At 59.8% G+C, this 22,294-nt stretch carries 25 protein-coding genes and 1 pseudogene; 10 read left to right on the top strand and 16 right to left on the bottom strand.

The genetic code is table 11. From position 1 onward, the window contains the following. Nucleotides 1–114: 114 nt before the first annotated feature. Both hydA and ACIQV9_RS04500 read right to left on the bottom strand, forming a co-directional pair. Nucleotides 115–1,554 carry a dihydropyrimidinase gene (gene hydA, locus ACIQV9_RS04505; RefSeq protein ID WP_403098518.1) on the bottom strand — a complete coding sequence of 480 codons (1,440 nt, stop codon included), beginning with the start codon at nt 1,552–1,554 and terminating at the stop codon, nt 115–117. 261 nt (nt 1,555–1,815) lie between these two features. Next, the gene (locus ACIQV9_RS04500) at nt 1,816–2,109 is read right to left on the bottom strand and encodes a hypothetical protein (RefSeq protein ID WP_403098516.1); all 294 of its coding nucleotides are present in this window, start codon (nt 2,107–2,109) and stop codon (nt 1,816–1,818) included. Here ACIQV9_RS04500 and ACIQV9_RS04495 point away from each other — a divergent pair. Both ACIQV9_RS04495 and ACIQV9_RS04490 read left to right on the top strand, forming a co-directional pair. Continuing rightward, the gene (locus ACIQV9_RS04495; protein WP_403098514.1) at nt 2,108–3,592 is read left to right on the top strand and encodes an NCS1 family nucleobase:cation symporter-1; all 1,485 of its coding nucleotides are present in this window, start codon (nt 2,108–2,110) and stop codon (nt 3,590–3,592) included. The genes ACIQV9_RS04500 and ACIQV9_RS04495 overlap by 2 nt on opposite strands. A gap of 141 nt (nt 3,593–3,733) precedes the next feature. Next, a complete protein-coding gene (locus ACIQV9_RS04490; RefSeq protein ID WP_403098512.1) occupies nt 3,734–5,017 on the top strand; it encodes a Zn-dependent hydrolase in 1,284 nt (427 codons plus the stop codon). 64 nt (nt 5,018–5,081) lie between these two features. Here the strand turns inward: ACIQV9_RS04490 and ACIQV9_RS04485 are convergent, their stop codons facing one another. The 6 genes and pseudogenes from ACIQV9_RS04485 to ACIQV9_RS04460 form a co-directional block, all read right to left on the bottom strand. Beyond that, on the bottom strand, nt 5,082–5,495 hold the full coding sequence (locus ACIQV9_RS04485; protein WP_403098510.1) for a DUF6691 family protein: 414 nt from the start codon (nt 5,493–5,495) through the stop codon (nt 5,082–5,084). A gap of 2 nt (nt 5,496–5,497) precedes the next feature. Further along, nucleotides 5,498–5,746: pseudogene (locus tag ACIQV9_RS04480) on the bottom strand (YeeE/YedE family protein); the annotation flags it as partial. Nucleotides 5,747–5,930: 184 nt separating this feature from the next. Continuing rightward, a complete protein-coding gene (locus ACIQV9_RS04475; protein WP_403098508.1) occupies nt 5,931–6,152 on the bottom strand; it encodes a hypothetical protein in 222 nt (73 codons plus the stop codon). 108 nt (nt 6,153–6,260) lie between these two features. Then, nucleotides 6,261–6,995, bottom strand: coding sequence for a substrate-binding periplasmic protein (locus ACIQV9_RS04470; protein ID WP_403098506.1), 735 nt, complete (start codon nt 6,993–6,995; stop codon nt 6,261–6,263). A gap of 243 nt (nt 6,996–7,238) precedes the next feature. Then, on the bottom strand, nt 7,239–7,541 hold the full coding sequence (locus tag ACIQV9_RS04465) for a phage infection protein (RefSeq protein WP_403098504.1): 303 nt from the start codon (nt 7,539–7,541) through the stop codon (nt 7,239–7,241). Nucleotides 7,542–7,725: 184 nt separating this feature from the next. Continuing rightward, nucleotides 7,726–8,463, bottom strand: a complete 738-nt coding sequence (locus ACIQV9_RS04460; RefSeq protein WP_403098500.1) for a response regulator — start codon at nt 8,461–8,463, stop codon at nt 7,726–7,728. Between the two features lie 294 nt (nt 8,464–8,757). On the opposite strand from ACIQV9_RS04460, the gene ACIQV9_RS04455 reads away from it, so the two are divergent. Continuing rightward, on the top strand, nt 8,758–9,003 hold the full coding sequence (locus ACIQV9_RS04455) for a DUF2790 domain-containing protein (protein WP_403098497.1): 246 nt from the start codon (nt 8,758–8,760) through the stop codon (nt 9,001–9,003). Between the two features lie 244 nt (nt 9,004–9,247). Here the strand turns inward: ACIQV9_RS04455 and ppnN are convergent, their stop codons facing one another. After that, nucleotides 9,248–10,621: a nucleotide 5'-monophosphate nucleosidase PpnN gene (gene ppnN / locus ACIQV9_RS04450; RefSeq protein WP_010455076.1), complete on the bottom strand. Its 1,374-nt coding sequence runs from the start codon at nt 10,619–10,621 to the stop codon at nt 9,248–9,250. A 225-nt stretch (nt 10,622–10,846) separates the two neighbouring features. Here ppnN and ACIQV9_RS04445 point away from each other — a divergent pair, with 225 nt between their 5' ends. Continuing rightward, nucleotides 10,847–11,374, top strand: coding sequence for a DUF3087 domain-containing protein (locus ACIQV9_RS04445; protein WP_403098493.1), 528 nt, complete (start codon nt 10,847–10,849; stop codon nt 11,372–11,374). 154 nt (nt 11,375–11,528) lie between these two features. Continuing rightward, the gene (locus ACIQV9_RS04440) at nt 11,529–13,106 is read left to right on the top strand and encodes a sensor domain-containing diguanylate cyclase (RefSeq protein WP_403098491.1); all 1,578 of its coding nucleotides are present in this window, start codon (nt 11,529–11,531) and stop codon (nt 13,104–13,106) included. A 2-nt stretch (nt 13,107–13,108) separates the two neighbouring features. Here ACIQV9_RS04440 and ACIQV9_RS04435 read toward each other — a convergent pair whose 3' ends face one another. Continuing rightward, entirely contained in the window at nt 13,109–14,026 is a 918-nt protein-coding gene (locus ACIQV9_RS04435; RefSeq protein WP_403098489.1) for a LysR family transcriptional regulator, read from the bottom strand. Nucleotides 14,027–14,047: 21 nt separating this feature from the next. Next, a complete protein-coding gene (locus ACIQV9_RS04430) occupies nt 14,048–14,422 on the bottom strand; it encodes a DUF2784 domain-containing protein (RefSeq protein ID WP_403098487.1) in 375 nt (124 codons plus the stop codon). A gap of 169 nt (nt 14,423–14,591) precedes the next feature. On the opposite strand from ACIQV9_RS04430, the gene ACIQV9_RS04425 reads away from it, so the two are divergent. The 3 genes from ACIQV9_RS04425 to ACIQV9_RS04415 are packed head-to-tail and all read left to right on the top strand — an operon-like array spanning nt 14,592 to nt 15,812. Further along, nucleotides 14,592–15,290: an AzlC family ABC transporter permease gene (locus ACIQV9_RS04425; protein WP_403098485.1), complete on the top strand. Its 699-nt coding sequence runs from the start codon at nt 14,592–14,594 to the stop codon at nt 15,288–15,290. Further along, entirely contained in the window at nt 15,290–15,601 is a 312-nt protein-coding gene (locus ACIQV9_RS04420; RefSeq protein WP_401313559.1) for an AzlD domain-containing protein, read from the top strand. Before ACIQV9_RS04425 ends, ACIQV9_RS04420 begins: the two co-directional genes overlap by 1 nt. 55 nt (nt 15,602–15,656) lie before the next feature. Beyond that, entirely contained in the window at nt 15,657–15,812 is a 156-nt protein-coding gene (locus tag ACIQV9_RS04415) for a hypothetical protein (protein ID WP_403098483.1), read from the top strand. A gap of 255 nt (nt 15,813–16,067) precedes the next feature. Here ACIQV9_RS04415 and ACIQV9_RS04410 read toward each other — a convergent pair whose 3' ends face one another. The 5 genes from ACIQV9_RS04410 to ACIQV9_RS04390 all read right to left on the bottom strand — a co-directional run bounded on the left by ACIQV9_RS04410 (nt 16,068) and on the right by ACIQV9_RS04390 (nt 19,904). Beyond that, nucleotides 16,068–16,340, bottom strand: a complete 273-nt coding sequence (locus ACIQV9_RS04410; protein ID WP_403098481.1) for a hypothetical protein — start codon at nt 16,338–16,340, stop codon at nt 16,068–16,070. A 251-nt stretch (nt 16,341–16,591) separates the two neighbouring features. Then, on the bottom strand, nt 16,592–17,272 hold the full coding sequence (locus ACIQV9_RS04405) for an SOS response-associated peptidase (RefSeq protein ID WP_403098479.1): 681 nt from the start codon (nt 17,270–17,272) through the stop codon (nt 16,592–16,594). 49 nt (nt 17,273–17,321) lie between these two features. Further along, nucleotides 17,322–18,035, bottom strand: a complete 714-nt coding sequence (locus ACIQV9_RS04400; RefSeq protein WP_403098477.1) for an ABC transporter ATP-binding protein — start codon at nt 18,033–18,035, stop codon at nt 17,322–17,324. A 3-nt stretch (nt 18,036–18,038) separates the two neighbouring features. Then, nucleotides 18,039–18,875, bottom strand: coding sequence for an ABC transporter permease (locus ACIQV9_RS04395; RefSeq protein ID WP_403098475.1), 837 nt, complete (start codon nt 18,873–18,875; stop codon nt 18,039–18,041). Between the two features lie 42 nt (nt 18,876–18,917). Next, nucleotides 18,918–19,904, bottom strand: a complete 987-nt coding sequence (locus tag ACIQV9_RS04390) for an aliphatic sulfonate ABC transporter substrate-binding protein (protein ID WP_403098472.1) — start codon at nt 19,902–19,904, stop codon at nt 18,918–18,920. A gap of 294 nt (nt 19,905–20,198) precedes the next feature. On the opposite strand from ACIQV9_RS04390, the gene ACIQV9_RS04385 reads away from it, so the two are divergent. After that, complete coding sequence (locus ACIQV9_RS04385; protein WP_403098470.1) at nt 20,199–21,146, top strand: ABC transporter substrate-binding protein; 948 nt, start codon at nt 20,199–20,201, stop codon at nt 21,144–21,146. 146 nt (nt 21,147–21,292) lie between these two features. Beyond that, nucleotides 21,293–22,192, top strand: a complete 900-nt coding sequence (locus ACIQV9_RS04380; RefSeq protein WP_403098467.1) for a polysaccharide deacetylase family protein — start codon at nt 21,293–21,295, stop codon at nt 22,190–22,192. Nucleotides 22,193–22,294: the final 102 nt, after the last annotated feature.

Genomic DNA, 22,294 nt, shown 5'->3' with positions numbered 1-22,294 from the left:
GGCTGATCGTTCCCACGCTCTGCGTGGGAATGCCTCTAGGGACGCTCCGCGTTCCATTGGGACGCAGAGCGTCCCGGGCTGCATTCCCACGCGGAGCGTGGGAACGATCGGGGGTCAGCGTTTCACAGCAATTGGCCTGTTCAACTCAGCCCGCTTACTCAGCAAATCAAACACCGCCGGATACGCCGGCCGTTCGACATACCGCCCGGCACCACGCTCGGCGCGCAAATCACCATCGGCCCATACCACTCGGCCCTGGCTGACGGTGTGGCTCGGCACACCGCGTACGGTCTTGCCTTCAAAGATGTTGAAGTCGACCTGCTGGTGGTGAGTCTTCGCCGAAATGGTCCGCGTCCCCTCCGGATCCCACAGCACCAGGTCCGCATCCGCACCCACACGGATCGCACCTTTGCGCGGGTAGAGGTTGAAGATCTTCGCGGTGTTGGTGGAGGTCAGCGCCACGAAATGCTGCATCGACAAACGCCCGGTGTTGACCCCTTCATCCCAGAGCACGGCCATGCGGTCTTCAATGCCGGCGGTGCCATTGGGGATCTTGCTGAAGTCATCCCGGCCGGCGGCTTTCTGCTCGGCGCAGAAGCAGCAGTGGTCGGTGGCGGTGGTGTGCAGGTTGCCTGATTGCAACCCGTGCCAAAGCGCTTCTTGATGGCCGCGAGGACGGAACGGCGGGCTCATCACGTAACCGGCGGCGGTCTGCCAGTCCGGGTGTTGGTAGACGCTATCGTCCAGCAGCAGATGCCCGGCGAGTACTTCGCCGTAGACTGGCTGGCCCTTGCTGCGGGCGTAGGTGATTTCGTCCAGCGCTTCCTTGGTCGAGACATGCACCAGGTACAGTGGCGTGCCCAGGGTTTCGGCAATGCGGATCGCCCGGCTTGCGGCTTCGCCTTCCACTTGTGAGGGCCGCGACAGAGGATGCGCTTCAGGGCCGGTGATGCCCTGGGCCATCAACTTGCGTTGCAGGTGATAAACCAATTCACCGTTTTCCGCGTGCACGGTCGGCACCGCGCCCAGTTCCAGGCAGCGCTCGAAACTCGCCACCAAGGTGTCATCGGCGGCCATGATCGCGTTCTTGTACGCCATGAAATGCTTGAAGCTGTTGACCCCGTGCTGGCTGACCAGCTCCGCCATTTCCTCGCGAACCTGTTCGCTCCACCAAGTAATGGCGACATGGAAACCGTAATCCGATGCCGACTTCTCGGCCCAGCCGCGCCATTGATGAAAGGCTTCCATCAAGGATTGCTGCGGGTTGGGAATCACGAAGTCGATGATCGATGTGGTGCCACCGGCAAGGCCTGCCGCAGTGCCACTGAAAAAGTCTTCACTGGCCACGGTGCCCATGAAGGGCAGTTGCATGTGCGTGTGCGGGTCGATGCCGCCGGGCATCAAGTATTGGCCGCTGCCGTCGAGCACTTCGGCGCCGGCCGGAACATCAAGATTTTCGCCGATGGCTTTAATCACGCCGTCGGCGCAATAGACGTCGGCGCGATAACTTTCATCATGGGTAATAACGGTGGCGCCACGGATCAACAGAGACATTCCGAGTTCCTCGCAGGCAATGACCGACTTGTGCCGGTTCTAAATGTTTTATATGAAGCCGGCGCAAACAGGTGTATTCCTGTCAACGCTGTCAGGAATAGAAGCTAGTCTGAGTTTATGGAATGAGCAAGAATATTTTTTATAAGCTTATGTCTGTTTTAACTTACTGATAAATAACGACTAAAACGTGAAATCACCAAAATGGGGTGGCCTCGAACCATTTTGACGCACTTGACAGGTTCTCAAAATGAACGAGATTTCTTATGTGAAATCAGCTGCTTGAGGATGGTCTATGGTTGATGCGCAACTTTGAAAAAAAGACTCATGCACCAGATTGAGCCCTGACTGTTCGGACAACTTGCCCGGCATTCGGCCTGAGTGAACAGGCAAGTAACCAAGGGGCCATTTGAACTGTATATAAAAACTGATAAACATCAGTTGGTTGCGAAGTTTTTGTGGAACTGCCCGATGCGCAAACGGGGTGCCCGGCACGCTTATTGATGCCGCCAGCCCCTGATGAGCAAAAAATAATTCAAAGAACAGTGGAGCGGCCATGCAACAGATCAGATCGCAAGTGACCGAGCGCGACGGCTTGTTTGAGCTCGAAGCCGGCAGCGACGTCCTCGACAGTCCCCGTTACAACCACGACATGGCACCGACCAAGGTGCGCGAGCGAACCTGGAACAAATGGCACATCACCGCCTTATGGGTCGGCATGGCGATCTGCGTGCCGACCTACACTCTCGGCGGCGTGCTCACCGCGTATTTCGGCCTGAGCGTCGGCGAAGCGCTGCTGGCGATTCTGTTCGCCAACATCATCGTACTGATCCCGCTGACCCTGAACGCCTTTCCCGGTACCAAGTACGGCATTCCGTTTCCGGTGTTGTTGCGTTCGTCCTTCGGCATCCTCGGCTCCAACATTCCGTGCCTGATCCGGGCGCTGGTGGCGTGTGGCTGGTTCGGTATTCAGACGATGTTCGGCGGGCTGGCCATTCATCTGTTTCTCGGCTCGGTGTTCGACGGCTGGAAAGCCCTCGGCGGGACCGGTGAAGTGATCGGCTTCATGATGTTCTGGGCCTTGAACCTGTGGGTGGTGATTCGCGGTGCGGACTCGATCAAATGGTTGGAAACCCTCTCGGCGCCGTTGTTGGTGCTGGTGGGCGTGGGGCTGCTGGTGTGGGCCATGCCGAACGTGTCGATGACCGAGTTGCTGGCGATCCCGCCCAAGCGTCCGGAAGGCGCCAGCGTGGTCAGTTACTTTGCCGCCGGGCTGACCGCGATGGTCGGGTTCTGGGCCACTTTGTCCCTGAACATTCCGGACTTCAGTCGTTATGCGAAAAGCCAGAAGGATCAGATCGTCGGGCAGATTATCGGCTTGCCCCTGACCATGTTCCTGTTCGCCTCGCTGGGCGTGGTGATGACCGCCGCCTCGGTCAAACTGGTGGGCGTCACCGTCTCCGATCCGGTCACCCTGATCGGCCATATCCAGAGCCCGGTCTGGGTCGCATTGGCCATGGCGGTGATCATCATCGCCACGCTGTCGACCAATACGGCGGCCAACATCGTGTCGCCAACCAACGACTTCCAGAACGTCGCCCCCAAGTTCATCAACCGCACCAAAGCTGTGATCCTCACCGGACTGGTTGGCCTGGCGCTGATGGCCCATGAGCTGTTGAAGAAGCTCGGGTTGATCGTCTCGGATCTGAGCCTGGAAACCGTGTATTCGAACTGGTTGCTCGGCTATTCGAGCCTGTTGGGCCCGATCGCCGGGATCATGGTGGTGGACTATTTCCTGATCAAGAAACAGCAATTGGACTTGGCCGGGTTGTATCGCGATGACGTGTACCCGGCGTGGAACTGGTTCGGGTTTATCGCGTTTGGCGTGCCGGTGGCGTTGACGCTGCTGTCGCTGGGCAGCGATGCGTTCAGCTGGTTTTACAGTTATGGCTGGTTTACCGGCTCGGCGCTGGGTGGGCTGATTTATTACGGGTTGTGCTCGATGCGACCCAACCCGTCTGTTGCGAAATCTGCGGTGTGAGCACTGGCCTCTTCGCGGGCAAGCCTCGCTCCTACAGGTTCGCGTATTCCTTGTAGGAGCGAAGCTTGCTCGCGAAGACGGCCTTCCAGACACCCAAAAATTGCCTGAAGAAATCCATAAGAACTGCCTGAGGAGATCACCATGAACGCTGCCGTAGATGTTCTGCAGTCCACCCATCAGCACATCAACCGCGACCGCTTGTGGCAGTCGCTCATGGACCTGGCCAAACTCGGTGCCACGGTCAAAGGCGGCGTCTGTCGCCTGGCCCTGACCGACCTCGACCGCCAGGCCCGGGATATTTTCGTCAATTGGTGCGAGGAGGCCGGCTGCACCGTCAGCATCGACGCCGTCGGCAACATCTTCGCCCGCCGCCCCGGCCGCAACCCGAACCTGCCTCCGGTGATGACCGGCAGCCACATCGACACCCAACCCACCGGCGGCAAGTTCGACGGCTGCTTCGGCGTGCTCGCCGGCGTCGAAGTGCTGCGCACCCTCAACGACCTCGGCGTGGAAACCGAAGCGCCGCTGGAAGTGGTGGTCTGGACCAACGAAGAAGGCTCGCGCTTCGCTCCGTGCATGATGGGCTCCGGCGTGTTCGCGGAAAAATTCACCCTCGAAGAAACCCTGGCCAAGGTCGATGCCGATGGCGTCACCGTTGGCGAGGCCCTCAACGCCATCGGCTACGCCGGGCCACGCAAGGTCAGCGGCCATGCCGTCGGTGCCTATTTCGAGGCGCACATCGAGCAAGGCCCGATCCTCGAAGACGAACACAAAACCATCGGCATCGTCATGGGCGCCCTCGGCCAGAAATGGTTCGACCTGAAACTGCGCGGCGTCGAAGCCCACGCCGGCCCGACGCCGATGCACTTGCGCAAGGACGCCTTGGTCGGTGCCGCGGTGATCGTCGGTGCCGTCAACCGCGCTGCCCTCGGCCATCAACCTCACGCCTGCGGCACCGTCGGTTGCCTGCAAGCCTATCCCGGCTCACGCAACGTCATTCCCGGCGAAGTACGCATGACCCTGGACTTCCGGCATCTGGAACCGGCGCGCCAGGACTCGATGATCTCCGAAGTGCGCGAAGTCATCGAAACCACCTGCGAAGAACACGGCCTGACCTTCGAACTCACGCCCACCGCCGACTTCCCGCCGCTGTACTTCGACAAGGGCTGCGTCGAAGCGGTACGCGGCGCGGCGCAAGGTCTGGGGCTGTCGCACATGGACATCGTCAGCGGAGCAGGGCACGACGCGATCTTCCTCGCCGAACTCGGCCCGGCCGGGATGATCTTCGTGCCGTGCGAAGGCGGCATCAGCCACAACGAAATCGAAAACGCCGCGCCGGATGATCTGGCGGCCGGCTGTGCGGTGTTGTTGCGGGCGATGCTGGCGGCGTCGGCAGCGATTGCCAGCGGCCAGTTGGCGGCCTGAAGCGCGAACACGATCGTAGACTTTGGCAGCGCCTGCGCCGCCAAAATCTACGATCTACGGTGATTCAGTGGCGCGCCTGCAGCGCTTTGAAGATCAGCATCCCCGCGAGCATCGCGATCACAAACACCCAGGCCTGCCAATGCCCCGTTGGCAATAACACCAGCGCGGGCCCGGGGCAGACCCCCGCAATGCCCCAACCGACCCCGAACAGCAGGCTGCCAGCGATCAAGCGTCGATCCAGTTCACGACTGACCGGCAATTGCATCGGAGCGCCCAGCAAAGACGTGGGGTGTTTCATCGCCCAATGAAACGGCGCCCAGGCCACCGCAATGGCAGCGATCATCACCAGTGCCAGGGAGGGATCCCATCGACCGGTGATATCGAGAAACCCCAGCACCTTCGCCGGGTTGGCCATGCCGGCCAACAGCAGGCCGATGCCGAACACCAGGCCGGCGAGGAAAGCGGTCAGTTTTTTCATGATCAAAACCCCAGCAGATGCCGCATCACAAACACGGTCACAAAGCCTGTGAACATGAAGCTCAACGTCGCGACGATGGAACGGGGCGACAGGCGCGAGATGCCGCACACCCCATGGCCGCTAGTGCATCCCGAGCCATATCGGGTACCGATCCCGACACACAATCCAGCGATAATCAGCCCCACGGCGCCCGTCTTGAATTCAATGGTCGGCCAGGCCTGAAACAACGCCCATAGCAGGGGGGCGACCAGCCGGATTTTTATCATGCGTAACCCGGGTAAGTTGGCGGGGCTGGAAGTGTCATTGCTGTTGCAGTAGTTGAATCCCGACTGTCGTCCTCGCACCGTCCGTAGCGGTGATTACCTGATACGAAGAAACCCCGGGCAGATCGGATCTACCCGGGGTTTCCTGTTTCAAGCAGCGCAAAGCCGTTAATCAATAACGCTGATACTTCGAACCAAACTCAGGGCGGTTTTCAGCGACGTAGAGTTTGCTTGCCTGGCTGTCTTTGTGATCAACGCTGACTGTGTTGACGTTCAGTGTTGCCGGTTGGACTTTAGCTGCCGCAACGACTTGCGAGGTGGCATGTGGGGCGGCGATGGCGGATGTAGCACCAAGAACCGACAGGGCGAAACCAAGACCAATGATGCTTTTCATGATGTTGCTCCAGTAGAGTGGGGAGAAGATGTGGCCACTGTAGTACTGGAGCGTCGGGATGAGAAAACACCCTTGCGCATAGTTGATATCGAGCGCGTTGATCCACTGTCAGCGGGGTGTGGTGTCGCTGAGCCAACGCTGCTTGAGTTGTTCGAGCCGTCCGTCGCGGCTCATCTCATCCAGCGCCTGTTGCCAGCGCGCCACCTGACGAGCATCGGTGAGCGGAGAAAAGGCAATGTAAGTGCCTTGCTTCATCAGCGGCATCTGATAATGCAACTGACTGGGCGCCAGGCCTTCTTCCCGCGCCAGGGTGGTGATTGAGAGGGTGTCCGCCACCACGAATTCGGTACGGCCCAGGCGCGCCAGGCGCATCATTTGTTCGGGCGTTTCCACGCCGTATAAATTGTTCAGACCCTGCTTCTGCAAATAGCTGTAAACCAGCCATTTTCGCGGGACGACGATGCGCCCCAGGCTGCCGGCGTCCTGCAAGTTGCGAACCGGTTGTTGGGTGTCATTGGCGGAATAGAGCGCCGTTTCCACTTCCATCAGCGGGCCGACCCACTGGTACTGACCATCACGCTCGGCGGTGCGCAACACGGTAAATACACCGGTGGCAGGCTCGGTGGTGGCGACACGCAAGGCGCGCAGCAAGGGGACTTGTTGAAAATGCACCTGATCGCCGGCGCTTTTGGCCAGCGCCTGCACCACATCGACACCAAACCCCACCAGTGTGTTGCCTTGCTGGAAATGCAGGGGCGGATGGTTGTCGGTGAGCAGGTTCAAATCGGCCGCCACCGCAGTGAATGTCAGGAAAGACAGCAGGCAACCGGCAATGCGCTTCATGAATCGTCCTTGATCGAATGAGGTGCAAATCTTAGTACGGGCTCATTCAACTGTCCCGAGAATCTGTCGGACTATTGCGTCAGATTTCAGGACTGATGGGGCGTCATTGAGGAAACACAATCGAATGTGTGTGCGGGCTTGCTCGCGAAGGCGGTGTATCAGGCGGCAATGATGTCGACTGAACTCCCACTTCGCGAGCAAGCCCGCTCCCACAGTTGATTGTTGCTGTGTTGTGGATATTGATCAGTAGCGCTGATATTTCGAACCAAACTCAGGGCGATTCTCCGCGACGACCACACCCCCGTGTACGGCATTCTTCGGGCTGATCGACGCGACACGTTCGCGCAGTTCTTGCAGGCGATCAGCACCGCCTTCGGCGACGCGGTTCTCGATCAGGCGATCGGAGCCACCTTCCACCAGCAATTGCTGGATCTGGCTGTGGGAATCGGCGCTGACGGTGTTGGCCGACGCCAGGTTCGACAGGCCAAGGCCGCCAACCAGTGCCAGACCGAGTGCCAGGGACGATACTTTCGAGAAGTTGAACATGGTTGATTCTCCGTGCGCTTGAGTGTGTGTGGGTCGGTAGCTGCTGCTATCCGGTGAACACAGTTAAACGCCGGGGTGTATCGGTGATGTGTGCTTGAACGTGCTGAAATCGGCTACTACGTATCCGTTCGGGGTTCATATACAGACGGATACAAAAACCCCTAAGGTCATCAAAGGGAGCATTTCACGGCGCGCCGAGCAATTCCACGGGGTAGGAGAAGACGTAGCCTTCGCTGCGAACCGTTTTGATGTAGGTCGACTCCCGGGAGTCATCCATGAGCCGTTGGCGCAGACGGCTCACCAGCAAGTCGATGGAGCGGTCGAACAGGTCGGCGTCGCGGCCTTGGGTGAGGTTGAGCAACTGGTCGCGGCTGAGCACGCGCTGCGGGTGATCGAGGAAAACCCGGAGCAAGCGGTATTCGGCGCCACTGAGTGCAACCATCGTGTCGTCTTCGTCCAGCAAGTGGCGGGCGGTGGTGTCCAGGCGCCAGCGACCGAAACCCAGCAACCGGCCGCTTTCGGTGATGAGCAGGTTGGGCGGCAGCATCCGGGTACGGCGCAGCACGGCGTTGATCCGCGCCAGCAGTTCGCGGGCGGCGAACGGCTTGGTCAGGTAATCGTCGGCGCCCATTTCCAGGCCGAGGATACGGTCCGTTTCGTCGTTGCGGGCGGTGAGCATCAGGATCGGCGTGGCCTTGTGTTTGCCTGAGCGCAGTTCGCGGCACAGCAGCAGGCCGTCGTCGCCGGGCATCATGATGTCGAGCACGATCAGGTCCACGGTGTTGGCTTCAAGAAAGCTGCGCATCTGTCGGCCGTCGGCGACCACCGTGGTGCGCAGGCCGTTCTTTTTCAGGTAATTACCGACCAGTTCGCGGATCTCGCGATCGTCATCGACGATCAGGATGTGGTTCACGTGTTCCATTGCTCAACCCTCTTGTTATTCGCAGTCGCGCATTCTAGGGAGCCGCGCCGCACCTGCCTGCCGGCCTTTGTATCTCACTGTATCTGGAGGTGACTTTGATACATGGGCATACAAGACGTCTTTTTTCAGGTGCGGGTGTATCGAATTGTATCGGGTGCCCTGTGTGACACCTTACGCCTTAATAATCCCGGTTCTACGACACATGGCAGATACCTGCGGCCGTTTAAATGGGTTCCATCGAGACAGGACGACTTGCCTCGCTCCACGACCCATTACGACTTTGAGGAAATCATCATGAACTGGAACAAACTGGTTGCCGCTGGCTTCTTTGCTGTCCTGAACGTTGCAGCGTTTTCGGCCCATGCGGATGTTCAGACCCACCGTACCCATCTGGATATCAAGAAGGTGATTTCTACTGTAGAAGACGGCGGGGCGAATTGCGGGATTGTGGATGCGCGGATGACATATCTGGATTCGAGCGGTACGCAGAAGGTATTGGATTACAGCAAGTTTGCGGCGTGTGGAAATCAGGGCGGTTGACCTTGGCGGCCTTCGGGCCGACCAGGTTTCCCCAGAGGTACTCCGTCCCCCTGTAGGAGCGAGGCTTGCCCGCGAAGGCGGCCTGACAGCCGACCAATCACTTGCCGGTGCACGCCGAACCCATTGTAGGAGCGAGCCTGCTCGCGAATGCGGTGTGCCATTCAGCATTGATGTTGGCTGTCACTCCGTCATCGCGAGCAGGCTCGCTCCTACAGGGTATTGGGTATTTGTCAGGCGCCGTTTATCAAGCAACCACCTGATAACACGGAACATACGCCGCGCCACCTGGCAGTTTCATCCGGTGCTGTGCGACAAACGCCTTGAGCAGTTGATCCAGCGGATGCATGACCGCCGCATCGCCACGGATCTGGTACGGCCCGTGTTCTTCGATCAGGCGGATGCCCTTGTCCTTGACGTTACCGGCGACGATGCCGGAGAACGCGCGGCGCAGGTTGGCCGCCAGTTCGTGGGGGGGCAGGTCGCGGCTGAGTTTCAGGTTGGCCATGTTTTCGTGGGTCGGGTCGAACGGGCGCTGGAAGCCTTCGTCGATTTTCAGCAGCCAGTTGAAGTGGAACGCGTCATTGCGCTCGCGGCGGAATTGTTTGACCGCCTTGAGGCCTTGAGTCATCTGGCGCGCGACTTCGGCCGGGTCGTCGATGATGATTTCGTAATGTTGTTTCGCGGCGTCACCCAGCGTCGCGCCGACGAACGCATCCAGTTGCTCCAGATACGGCGCCGCATGTTTCGGCCCGGTGAGGACCACGGGGAAGGGCAGGCCGGCGTTGTCCGGGTGCATCAGGATGCCGAGCAGGTACAGGAACTCTTCGGCCGTGCCGGCGCCGCCCGGGAAAATGATGATGCCGTGGCCCACGCGCACGAAGGCTTCCAGGCGTTTCTCGATGTCCGGCAGGATCACCAGTTCGTTGACGATCGGGTTCGGCGCTTCGGCGGCGATGATGCCGGGCTCGGTCAGGCCGAGGTAGCGGCCGCCGTGGATACGCTGTTTGGCGTGGGCGATGGTCGCGCCTTTCATCGGGCCTTTCATCACGCCGGGGCCGCAGCCGGTGCAGATGTCGAGGCTGCGCAGGCCCAGTTCGTGGCCGACTTTCTTGGTGTATTTGTATTCTTCGGTGTTGATCGAGTGGCCGCCCCAGCACACCACGATCTTCGGCTCGACGCCGGGGCGCAGGGTGCGGGCGTTGCGCAGCAGGTGGAACACGTAGTCGCTGATGCCTTGGGACGTGCTCAGGTCGATGCGCTGGGCATCGAGTTCGTTTTCGGTGTAGACGATGTCACGCAGGGCGCTGAACAGCATTTCCCGGGTGCTGGCGATCATTTCACCGTCGACGAAGGCGTCGGCCGGGGCATTCAACAGTTCCAGGCGGACGCCGCGGTCCTGCTGGTGGATGCGGATTTCAAAATCTTTGTAGGCTTCAAGAATGGTCTTGGCGTTATCAACGTGGGCGCCGGTATTGAGGATGGCCAGGGCGCACTGGCGGAATAAGGTGTAGGTGCTGCCGGATCCGGCTTCGCTCAGTTGCTGTACTTCACGTTGAGAAAGGGTTTCCAGGCTGCCTTTAGGGCTGACGGAGGCGTTGATTACTTGTCGTTGGGTCATTCAATGATCCTTAAAACGATGCCGTTCAAACAGGCAAATGGCATCCGAATAGTGTGTATCCATGAAAGAAGATGGCACGAACTGCGCTGTATCGCCATGTTCCCCGTTGACGATGAAAAGATGAAGAGGCGCCCAGCATAGCTAAATCCTGCACAGGGGCGATAATGCCCCGCAGTCTTTTCGCTCACCGAGCCTTTTACCATTGATGCAAGGAACCCCGTCACGATGTTCGAAATCCAGCCGATGAACGCCGAACTCTTTCGAAAGCAGACGCGGCGCAGCACGGTCATTATTGCCCTGATATTCCTGGCGCTGGCGATGGTGCTGTCCACCGCGGCGGTGACGTTGTTTGGTGAGCCCGGGGGCGACAATCTGCGGTTTAACGTCGGCGGCGTGTTCGTCGCGGTGCTGCTGATGGCGGCGCTGATGCGCGGCACGTTCTGGTCTCAGGCCTGGATGGCGCCGGCGGTTTACGGCTGGCAGCTCAAGCGCAGCCTGATGAGCATCACCAATGTGATGCATCAGGTGACGGCGGGGGTGGAGGCGGGTGATCCGACGGCCATGAAACTGCTGCGTTTCTACCATCTGGGCTTGAGCCAGATGCACGAACTGGACGGCAACTCCAGCGACCATGGCCAATTGAGCCGGGAGATGGAGCAACACAAGGCGCGAATGGAGGCACTGGGCCTCGACACCGAACAGACGCAATTGAACCCCGCCTGGCTTGAAGCGGTGAAGCAGACGCCGAAGTAAATCCCGTGGGGTGGCCTCGTCACCCCACACAAACCCGTCACAACGCGAGCAAATCGCCTATCTTGTTTCTGACAGGGCACAGCGATCCACGACTGGATGACGCTAAAAGGGCGAACGGGAAAATTCGCCATGTCATAACGATTCAGGGAGCGTCATGGGGCATCCGTCCATCAACGACCGTATTGAACACACCCGGCCTGTCGCGCCTTGGGTGCCCGAGCAGATTGAGTCCCGGCTCAGGGTCCGCTACGCGGTTGTTTTGCTCGTGGCCGTGTGCCTGTCCATGACGGCCATTGTGATCTGGGAAGCCTGGAACTCGCGCCAGTACCATTTGCATGACAAAGAAGTGGCGCTGTCCAACCTTGCGCAGACCTTGGCGTCGCAAGCGCAGTCGTCGATCAAACAAGCCGATACGCTGCTGTTTGCCTTGGTGGACCGCATCGAAAACGAGGGTGTAGACCCGGCGCAGTTGCCCAGATTCACACGTTTGCTCGCCGCCCAGCGCAGTGAGCTGACCCAGCTCCATGGCCTGTTCGTATTTGACGAACAAGGAGGCTGGATCGCCAATTCCAACGGTGCGGATATGCCCGGCGCGAACAATTCCGACCGTGAATATTTCATTTACCACCGCGATCATGCTGACCGGGGGCCTCATATCGGTCCGTCGATCAAGAGTCGATCGACCAGCGAATGGATCATGACCGTGTCACGCAGGATCAATCATCCGGATGGCAGTTTCGCCGGTGTGGCGCTGGCAACGATCTACCTCAACCATTTCCTCGGGCTGTACGACAGCATCGACATGGGCAAAAACGGCGTGATCAACCTGATCGCCGACGACGCCAGCATCATCGTTCGCCGGCCATTCAACGAAGCAGAAGTCGGCACCAGCGTCGCCAAGGGGCCGCTGTTCATGCAGCTGTTGCCCAAGGGCAATTCCGGCACGGCCACCGTCAAGTCTTATGTTGATGGTGTCGAGCGAGTGGTGGGGTTTCGACGGGTTGATGGTTATCCGCTGATCGTTTTTGCCGGCCTGGACAAGGCAGACGTCCTGGCCGGCTGGCGCGAGGAGTCCGTCCTCAGCGCTGGCATTGTGCTGTTGCTTTTGGTGTTTCTGGGAGGGCTCGGCTTTCGCCTCATTCGCTTCATGAAGCAGCAGAATCACATTCAGAGCGTGTTGCTCGACGCTCAGGAAAAGCTCATCGAGGTCAACCGCAGCCTCGAATTGCTGGCGCTCGAAGACGCACTCACCGGGCTCTCCAACCGGCGTCAGTTCGATCTGTTCATTCTCGCGGAAATGGGCCGTGCCAGGCGCACGGTGACCCACCTCGCCATGCTGATGATCGATGTCGATCACTTCAAGAGCTTCAACGATCGATACGGGCACGTGGCGGGTGATGAGTGTCTGCGCAAAATCAGCGCGATCATCAAGGACAACATCAAACGCCCCGGCGATCTGGCCGCCCGCTATGGTGGCGAGGAGTTCGCGGTGGTGCTGCCCGGCACCGACTATGTGGGGGCGTTTCTGGTCGCCGAAAAAATCCGTCGTGCGGTCCAGCAGGCCGGGATCGAACACAGCGAATGCGCGGAGGGTACGGTGACCGTCAGCGTGGGGGTGTGCGCCTACAACCCGGCCTCGCAGGATCAGCCCGACGATCTGGTCGGCGCTGCGGACAAGGCCTTGTACGTGGCCAAGGCCAGTGGGCGGAACATGAGCGTCATTGCCAACTGAATTCAAACGAAGCGGTCACTGCCCTGGACCAGTTGGGTGGACAGGTACGATTGCTTGAGTTTTTCCAGCCACCAGCCCAACGCGCGACCGTCATGATCGCCGCGCCATCCGGCGTACAGGATGTTCGGTTCTCGCGGATCAGCCATCTGCTTTTCCACCAGCGTGCCGTTTCTCAGTAACGCGCCGACCCGATGCCTGGGCAACCAGCCCACGCCCAGTCCAGCGCATTGGGCGAGAATCTTTGCGCGCATGGTCGGCACGGCGAGGACCGGTTGGCCGCCGGAGACACCATACGTGCTGCCTTCCGTGGCCCGGGACGAATCGGCCACGACAATCGCCCGGTGCTGGGCAACCATGGCCCGTGAAATCGGTTCCCTGGCTTTGGCCAGCGGGTGTTTGGGCGAGACCGCGAACACCCATTCCATTTGCCCCAATTGCATCCAGCGCAGGCTGGGGATGGCCGGCGGCTCATTGGTGGCGCCGATGATCAAGTCCGCACGGCCTTCACGCAGGGCTTCCCACACGCCTTTGAGCACTTCGTGAGTGATGCGCAGCGGTACGCCGGACTCCAGCGCATCGAACTCCTGAATCACCGGGATCAACGCGTCGAATTCGAGCAATTCGTCGGTGACGATCCACAACCGGCTTTCCCAGCCATTGGCCACTTGTTGCACCCGTTGCGTCAGCCGGGAGACATCCTGCATCAGCCGCGCCGCCTCATTCACCAGCAACTCGCCGGCCGGGGTCAGCTGCAAGCGGTAACGGCGCCGATCGAAGAGCAGCGCATCGAAGCGCTCCTCCAGTTGCCGTGCGGCGTAGGACACCGTTGAAGGCGCTTTGCCCAAGTGAGCGGCGGCCCGCGACAGGCTGCCGGTTTCGCGGATGGCTTCGAGCAACGCCAGGTCTTCAATCGACAGCATTTCCTATCCTCGGCGGGTGTTTCAGGCAGCCCGGCGTAATTTCCACAGCCTGATCAGCCGAAGATAGACCACGACGTTGATCGCCAGCACCACGCAGCCCAGCGCCAGTTGAATCGCCGGTGTCAGGCCGGCGGGGTAGATGACCGGCCACACGTAGTGTTCGATGAAACCACCGCCGTAACCGGTTTGCCCGGCGGCGTCGCGCATGAGGTTTTCCCATTGAGTCAGGGGGCACGTCAGGTGGAAGACCTCCACGGCCACGCCCCACGCTGCGGCGGGCAGGTGCCACCAGATCAGGGGGCGCCACTTGAGCACCAGCAGCCCGCCGAACAGCACGAACAGAATGAACAGCAAGTGAAACAGCACCAGCCCATCGGCGGCGATCCGGTAAAGCATGTCGACTCCCTGACGCGTTAGGCGAATGGCTCCATGGTACTCGGGTTCTCTTCATTTACAGCGATTCGCCGCCATTCGGCGAGCGTCGCGCGCAAGTGCGCAAGATTGTTCAAGCCATCGAACGCAACTGCTGGCACAGTCTGGCGTCTTCCCCTGGTTGTAGAGCGTTATGTCGAACTCACTCATGCCGCGCAATGCCTTTCTTCGCGGCGCCGCAGCGATCATGCCGTTGTCCCTGGCGACTGCGCCCTGGGGGCTATTGGCCGGGTCCATGGCCATCGAGGCCAATCTCACGCCCCTGCAAGGTCAAGGGTTGTCGAGCATCGTGTTTGCCGGTGCCGCGCAATTGGTCGCCATCGGCATGCTCAAGGGCGGCGCCGGGATCTTTTCGATTCTGCTGACCACGCTGTTACTGACCTCCCAGCATTTACTGTACGGGATGAGCATGCGCTCGGTGATTTCGCCGCTGCCGGGTCGCTGGCGCGTGGGGCTGGGTTTTTTGCTCACCGACGAGCTGTTCGCCCTGACCAGCCAGCATGACAAACAGCAGTTCAATCGCTGGTACGCCCTGGGCGTGGGCCTGACGTTTTACATCGCCTGGAACCTGTTCACACTGGCCGGTATCCTCCTCGGCAGCAGCATTCCCGGCCTCGAACACCTGGGGCTGGACTTCTCCATTGCCGCGACCTTTATTGCCCTGATCACCCCGGTGGTGCGCAACGTTCCGACGATGGTCTGCGTCGCGGTTTCACTGTTCTGTTCGGTGTTGTTCAGCTACTGGCAATGGGGCTCGGCGCTGGTGCTGTCGGGGTTGGCGGGCATGACCGCAGGTTTTGTCTGCAACAAATTCCATGGGGGGCGCACATGATGGTCTGGGCTGTGATTATCGGGATGGGCGCGCTCGTCTTCCTGAACCGTTACGTATTCCTCGAACCACGACTGCCGCTGCGCCTGAGCAGCAATGCCCGGCAGTTCCTCGGTTTTGCCGTGCCGGGGATGTTGACCGCGATCTGCGGACCGATTGTGTTCATGCCGGACAAACAGCTGAATCTGCAGTGGGACAACCCGTACTTGATCAGTTCGCTGGTGGCGGTGGGGTTGGTGCTGTACACCCGCAATACCTTGCTCAGCATGTTGTTAAGCATGGGGTTTTTCTTTTTGCTGCGTTGGTGGCTTTGAGTCGGGATTTGGAAAGTGTTCTACGCTTAAAGGGGATTCCCTTCAGGAGGTAAGCATGGCAAACGAACCTAAGCGTACGGATCTGGATGAAGAAGAGGATGAACCCTCGGAGGAAGAGCTTGAGCGGCAGAGGCGTTCAAGTCAGACATGGAGGCATGACGACAGTCGAGAGCTGTCAGACCGCGACGAAGAGCGGCCGCTGAAGCCCTGACCGATCAGCGCAAACCAAAAGCCCCGCTATCAAGCGCAATGCAGTTCACTCAACTTTCAGTCGAGCAAAAAACTGTGGTGAGGGGATTTATCCACGTTGGGTTGCGAAGCGACCCCCAGCGTCCGTGCAGACCGACCGAGTTGTCTGGATTTACGACTGTTTCGCAGAAAAGAAAGAGACCCTGATGGGTCTCTCCTTCAGAGTGCAGCGATGTACGGATCGTTCAGTTATGGGTGATCTGATCCGCGCATCACTTCAAAGATCTTCCAGTGACGGAAAATCCGGGTGGGAGGCCCGATAGCCCAACGTCTTGTCGATCCAGGCATTCAGCTCGTTGACCATCACCGGCGGCTTGCCGGAATAGGTTGCGAGGGTTGAACGCAGGATATCGTTGATATTGGGGATGGAACGCAGGTTTCGGGTCTTTATGTATTGCCCGATAAAACAGTCAAGTTGATAGCGTTCTGTCAGCGACAGGTACACGCACTCCAGACCGCTGACTTGATTAATTACAAGATCGTCGCGCAACTTAGTTCTCTACAAGGCTTGTTAGATTTAGGGATTTCCTTGTTTATTGACTCTTTGGTCAACTGGGTACCGCCGAGGGAAATGCGGCGCGCATGCTATGTGTAGCGTCACTAAATGTATGTACGATGATTCAATTGTCGGACAAGCGGTTAATTAGTCTTTTTGCCGAATTTCGGCCAATGTTTCTACTATGAAACAGTCTGCGTAACGTTTATGTCGTTCGGTTATTTAGTTACAAGAATGGATCCAATTTAAATAAGCTTATTAATCAACATTGCACCTTGGTTCCTGACATTTCCCACCGCTTTGTCGACCCTGTACCACTCGAACACGTCGCTGACTTCTCCCTGCATTAGCACCATCTGCTCGGCACGCTCTTTAGGCGTGGCCGGGTCCAGCCATTCGCGCGACAGTTCCGCAGACAACACCACCGGCCGCCGGTCATGAATGTCCAGCATGCCGCCGGCACTGTCCGCCGTGATGATGACGAAACCGTCGTCGCTGCGTGGTTCGCTGTCACCGTGGTGAAACTGGCCGATCGCCGCGCAGCAGATCGGCGCCTGGTCCCGTCGGCGAATGAGCCACGGCTGCCTCGTCGAATCGCCGGCATCCACCCATTCGAACCAGTTGTCGATCGGCACAATTGCACGGTGTGGCCAGATCGCCCGGAAGAACGGGCCGTGAGCGACTTTCTCGACCCGGGCATTGATCGGCGCCGCACGATCCTTCGCCCAGTGCGGACGCCATCCCCAGCGCACCGAATCGGCGTGCAACCCGTCGGGCTCAAGGTGCAGCAGGGCGAGCTGGGTGGTGGGCGCGGCGTTGTAGCGGGCCAGCGGTTCATCACCGACATGGTTGATCAGCGCGTCGGGGATACTCAGCACCGCGACAAAGTCGTGAATGCCACGGTATTGCGACAGTCGTCCGCACATCGGCTGATCTCCGGCTGGAAAGCGCTGGCTGGAGCGTTCAGCTTAGTCTTCAAATCACATGGGCACGCTGCAACTCGGTCAGCGACAACGCCTTCAGTTGCGCGAGCAACGGGTCTCGCCGATCACGAGGATGCGGCAGCTCCACAGCCAGTTCCTGGCGAATGCTGCTCGGGCGATTGTCCATCACCAAAACGCGATCACTGAGGTACAGCGCTTCATCGACGTCGTGGGTCACCAGCAGCAGGGCGATGGCATGACGCTCTGCCAGTTGCAGCAGCAGGTCCTGGAGTTTCATCCGGGTAAAGGCGTCCACGGCGCTGAACGGTTCATCGAGCAGCAAAACCTGCGGTCGCGAGTAGAGGCCACGGGCGATCGCCACCCGTTGCGCCATGCCGCCGGACAAGGCTTTGGGCAGCGCCTGAGCGAAACCACCGAGGCCGACTTCTTCGATCAATTGCGCGACCCAGGCCTTGTCGTAATGGCTGTCGGCGCTGAAACCGATGTTTTGCTCGACCGTTAGCCAGGGCATCAACCGGGGTTCCTGAAACACGAAAGCGACGTCCCCGGCGTTGTTGCGCAGCTCACCCTGGAAGTCCTTTTCCAGGCCGGCGACGATCCGCAGCAAGGTGCTTTTGCCGCAGCCGCTGGGGCCCAGCAGGCTGACGGTTTCCCTGGGCTGCAATTGCAAATGGACGTTTTTGAGGACCGTAATGGCGGCGAAGGTTTTGCGCTCGACGCGAATGTCCAGCAGGTGGTCGGTCATGGCTCAATCCTCTGCGCTTTGGCCGTTGAAGGTGTCGCGCCAGGCCAGGAAGCGTTTTTCCAGGCCGGCGAGGATGCCGTCGCTGAGTTTGCCCAGCAGCGCCAATACGATGATCGCGGCCAGGACGATGTCCGGGCGTGACGTCTCGCGCCCGTCACTGAGCAAATAACCCAGGCCCTTGGTGGCGGCGATCAGCTCGGCGGCCACCAGAAACATCCAGGCCAGGCTCATGCCACTGCGCAGTCCGGTGAACAGGCCGGGCAGGGCGGCGGGCAGCAGGATTCGCCGAACCAGGCGTCGCCGGCTGAAGCCGTACATTTGCCCGACTTCCACCAGTTTGCGGTCGATGTCGCGGATCGCCGCGACGCCGTTGAGGTACACCGGAAAGAATGCGCCGATGGCGATCAGGACGATTTTCGAGGTCTCGTCGATGCCCAGCCACAGCAACAGCAGTGGCACCCAGGCCAGGCTCGGAATCGAGCGCAAACCGGCGAACGTCGGCTCCAGATACGCTTCGGCTTCGCGGCTCAAACCGACCCACGCGGCGAACACCAGGGCCAGGCTGGCACCGATGGCGAAACCCAGCAGCACCCGCAGCAGACTGGCGCTGATGTGCTTCCACAGCGCGCCCTCGGCCAGGTCGCTGAGGGTCAACGCGATCTCACTTGGGGCTGGCATCTGATAGGACGGCAACCAGCCGATGCGCACGACGAATTCCAGCACGAGGACGATCAGCACGGGCAGGGTGAGGGCCTTGAGGCGCAGTTTCCAGGCGTTGTTGAGGCGTCGGGGTGCGGGTAATACCAAATGGGCGGGGAGATTTTTGCTTTTGCTGGTCATGGGGTTCTCCGACAGGCGCGGGCAAGATCTTTTGCTTTTGTTTTATTGACGCGCCACGGTTTCCTTGAACCCGGTGTCGATCAATTGATCGATCACCTGGTCGACATTCACCCCACGCCGAACCAGTTCTTCAGAGACCAGAATCGGTGCGGCCGCCTTGGAGGCGATCACATCCCTGGCGGTCAACTGCGGGCTGCTCAGGTCGGTGCGCGACAGTTGCAGCTTGGCCACTTCCAGCGGCAGACCGGATTCAGTGGCGAGCAACTTCGCCAGTTCCTCAGGGTTCTTCACCGCCCAGTCACGGGCCTTTTCATAGGCACTCAGGACGGTTTCGATGGTCTGCGGATGCTCTTTGGCGTAGGTGTCGGTGACGCTGACCACGCCATAGCTGTTGAAGTGGGTGTTGCGATACAGCAGGCGCGAACCGGCCTGGACTTCGCTGGCCGCCATGTGCGGATCGAGGCCGGCCCAGGCGTCGACATCACCTTTTTCCAGCGCGGTGCGCCCGTCCGGATGCTGCAAATGCACCAGCTCGACATCGTCCTTGCTCAGGCCGGCCTGTTGCAGGCTGCGCAAGCTGAACAGGTACGGGTCGGTGCCTTTGGTGGCGGCGATTTTCTTGCCTTTTAAGTCCGCCACGGTTTTGTATGGCGAATCCTTGCGCACCACCAACGCGGTCCATTCCGCGCGGCTGTACACATAGACCGATTTGATCGGGCTGCCGTTGGCGCGGCTGAGCACGGCAGCCAGGCTGGCGGACGACGCGAAGTCGACGCCGCCGCTGTTGAGGTATTCCAGCGAGCGGTTGCTGCCCTGGCTCAGCACCCAGCTGACCTTGGTCTGTGGCAGGGCCTTTTCGAGGAAACCGAAGTGCTTGAGCACCAGGCTGACCGGCGAGTAATAGGCGTAATCCAGGTGCACTTCGGCCGGTGCGGTTTCGGTGGCCTGTGCCACGGGTTGCAGGCTCAGGGCCAGGGCGCAGGCACTCAGCAGGTACCTGAAGTCAGGAAAGCGGAAGGTCAGTTTCATGGCACAGCTCCGGGCAAGACGGCGAGATTCTTATGTCCAAATAATTATTTTTAACAAATGCTTCCTGCATAAAAGGAATATTGCAGGCTCTGTGCCATGTCCGCAGTTGCAGGTTTTTCAGGGGGTTGGCGGCGCTGACGAGGGGATTGGTTGTACCGGTGAACGCAGTCTGTTGAGTCGCTGTTGCTGAGCGAACAGTGATTTGTGCCGGTCATTAGCTTATGCATAAATCGAATTTATAAAAGGGTCTGTAAGAGCGTTAGGGTCTATAAAAATACGTTCCTGGAGCCTTCGATGAACCTGTCCCGATTCGTGCGCGGTCTGCTGACCAGCGCGTTGTTTGCCGCGCCACTGAGCTACGCCGCAGAACCCGTCGTGTTGCACGTCGGGGATCAGAACTACTACAACGTTCGCGCCTCGGTGGAAGCGTCGGGTGTGCTGGAAGGGGCACCCTATACCGTCGACTGGAAGCACTTCCAGGCCGCCGCTCCGCTGGCCGAAGCCCTCAACACTGGCGCTCTGGATCTGGGCTTTCTCGGTGATTCCGGCTTCCTGTTCCTGGCGGCCAAACAGGCGCCGGTGAAGTTGATCGGCGTGTCGCGGCAGAATCCCGACACCATTGCCTTGCTGGTGCCCAAGGACTCACCGGTCAAAACCATTGCCGATCTCAAGGGCAAGAAAGTCGCTTACTGGCCGGGTGCCTGGAGCCAGCAACTGACCCTGCGCGCATTGGAAAAAGCCGATCTGCCGGAAGACTACGTCGACTTCATCAAACTGATGCCAATCGATGCCGCTGCCGCGTTACCGCAGGGCAGCATTGACGCCTTCCCGGTGTGGGAACCCTACATTTCCCAACAGATTCTGTTCTCCGGCGCCCGGCCGATTCTCACGGCCAAAAACCTCATGCCCGGCCTGAGCGCCATCGCCGCTTCGACGCCGTCGATCGATAGCAAGCGCGAAGCCATCGCCGACTTCCTGGTGCGCCTGAAAAAAGCCCGGGCCTGGGTCGACAGCCACACCGACGAGTACGCCGACCTCTGGGCGAAGAAGGCCAACCTCGACCAAAACGTGTCGCGCCACTGGCTGCGTCAGGCCCACATGACCGTCGGCCCGGTGGATGCGCAGGCTGCCAAGGATCTGCAGAGCACCGCGGACTTCCTGTTCAAGGTCAAGGCACTGCCGGCGGCATTGGCGACCGCACCGATTATCGACAGCTCGTTCCAGCAGTCGCTGGCGCAGTAACCCACGAGGGTGAGCGCTGGAACCAAACACTGTGTACCCTGATCCAACTTCGGTCTGCAGCGACCTGCGGGCCGACAAGGGATCAATGGGCGAAGGGTTTTTGCCGTTTAACGTGATGACCGTAAAGGTCTGGCCCAAGGCAAACCATGAAACAGTTGTTCAAGGTTCTCACTGCGCTCGCCATCGCTGTCGGGCTGGTGGGCTGCATCGCCTCACCGATCGAACTGACCTCGCAGACCGAACAGCGTCTGCGTGAGCAGCCACCAATCCGCTTCCTGCTGACCTTCGACGACGGTCCCAGCGCGTCGAGTTTCTGGAACCCGAGCATGACGGTGCTCGACAGCCTCGCGCAAAACCCGGTGCAACCGGGGATCAAAGCGGTGTTCTTTGTGCAGACCGGCGCGCCACGGGCCGGCGCCAGCGACATCGGGCGCGGGGTCATGCACCGGGAACAGGCTGAAGGGCATGTGTTGGGTTTCCACACGGCGACCCACTCGCACACCAATCACCGCTCGCTCAGTCCGGAAGAACTTGAACAGTCGCTGAGCAAGGGCAGTGCCGACATTGCTGCAATCACCGGTGCGCCGCCCGCGCTGGTGCGTCCGCCGTTTTGGAGTTACGACAAACGTGTGTTCGCCGCCTACCAGCGGCACGGCATGCATCTGTTGCTGACCGACCTGAGCGCCAACGACGGCAAGATCTGGGGCTTCAACGCCAGTCCCCGTCGACGGGCCAACATGCTGCGGCAACTGTCGGAAGTCCGCGAGCGCATTGTGCTGGGCGAGCTGCCGACGGTGGACGGTGTGGTTCCGGTGGTGGTGACCTTCCACGACCTCAATCGGTATACCGCCCGGCATGCCCGCGAATACCTGCAAATCCTGGTCGACAGCGCCCGTGCCACCGGGGTGACGGTGGCGCAAAAGCCGTTTTACGATGACAGGGCGGCGCTGCAACGGGCGGCTTTGGCGCGAACCGTCAGCAGTGGTTCAGAGGCAGTGAAGTTGCCGGGGATCTGGAATTGGCTTTGGGATGGGGATTCTCATTAGAGCCTCAGCCAAACGAACAGCGTCCAGCACATGGAGTGGGGGCATACGCACCGATTATCCAGGCATAAACACCGAACTGTGGCGAGGGGGTTTACCCCCGTT

The sequence above is a fragment of the Pseudomonas sp. NPDC099000 genome (assembly GCF_044759925.1).
In the GTDB taxonomy this organism is placed as follows: Bacteria; Pseudomonadota; Gammaproteobacteria; order Pseudomonadales; family Pseudomonadaceae; genus Aquipseudomonas.
Note: the sequence above shows the minus strand (reverse complement) of the source record. Positions and strands in the feature narration are given on the sequence as shown.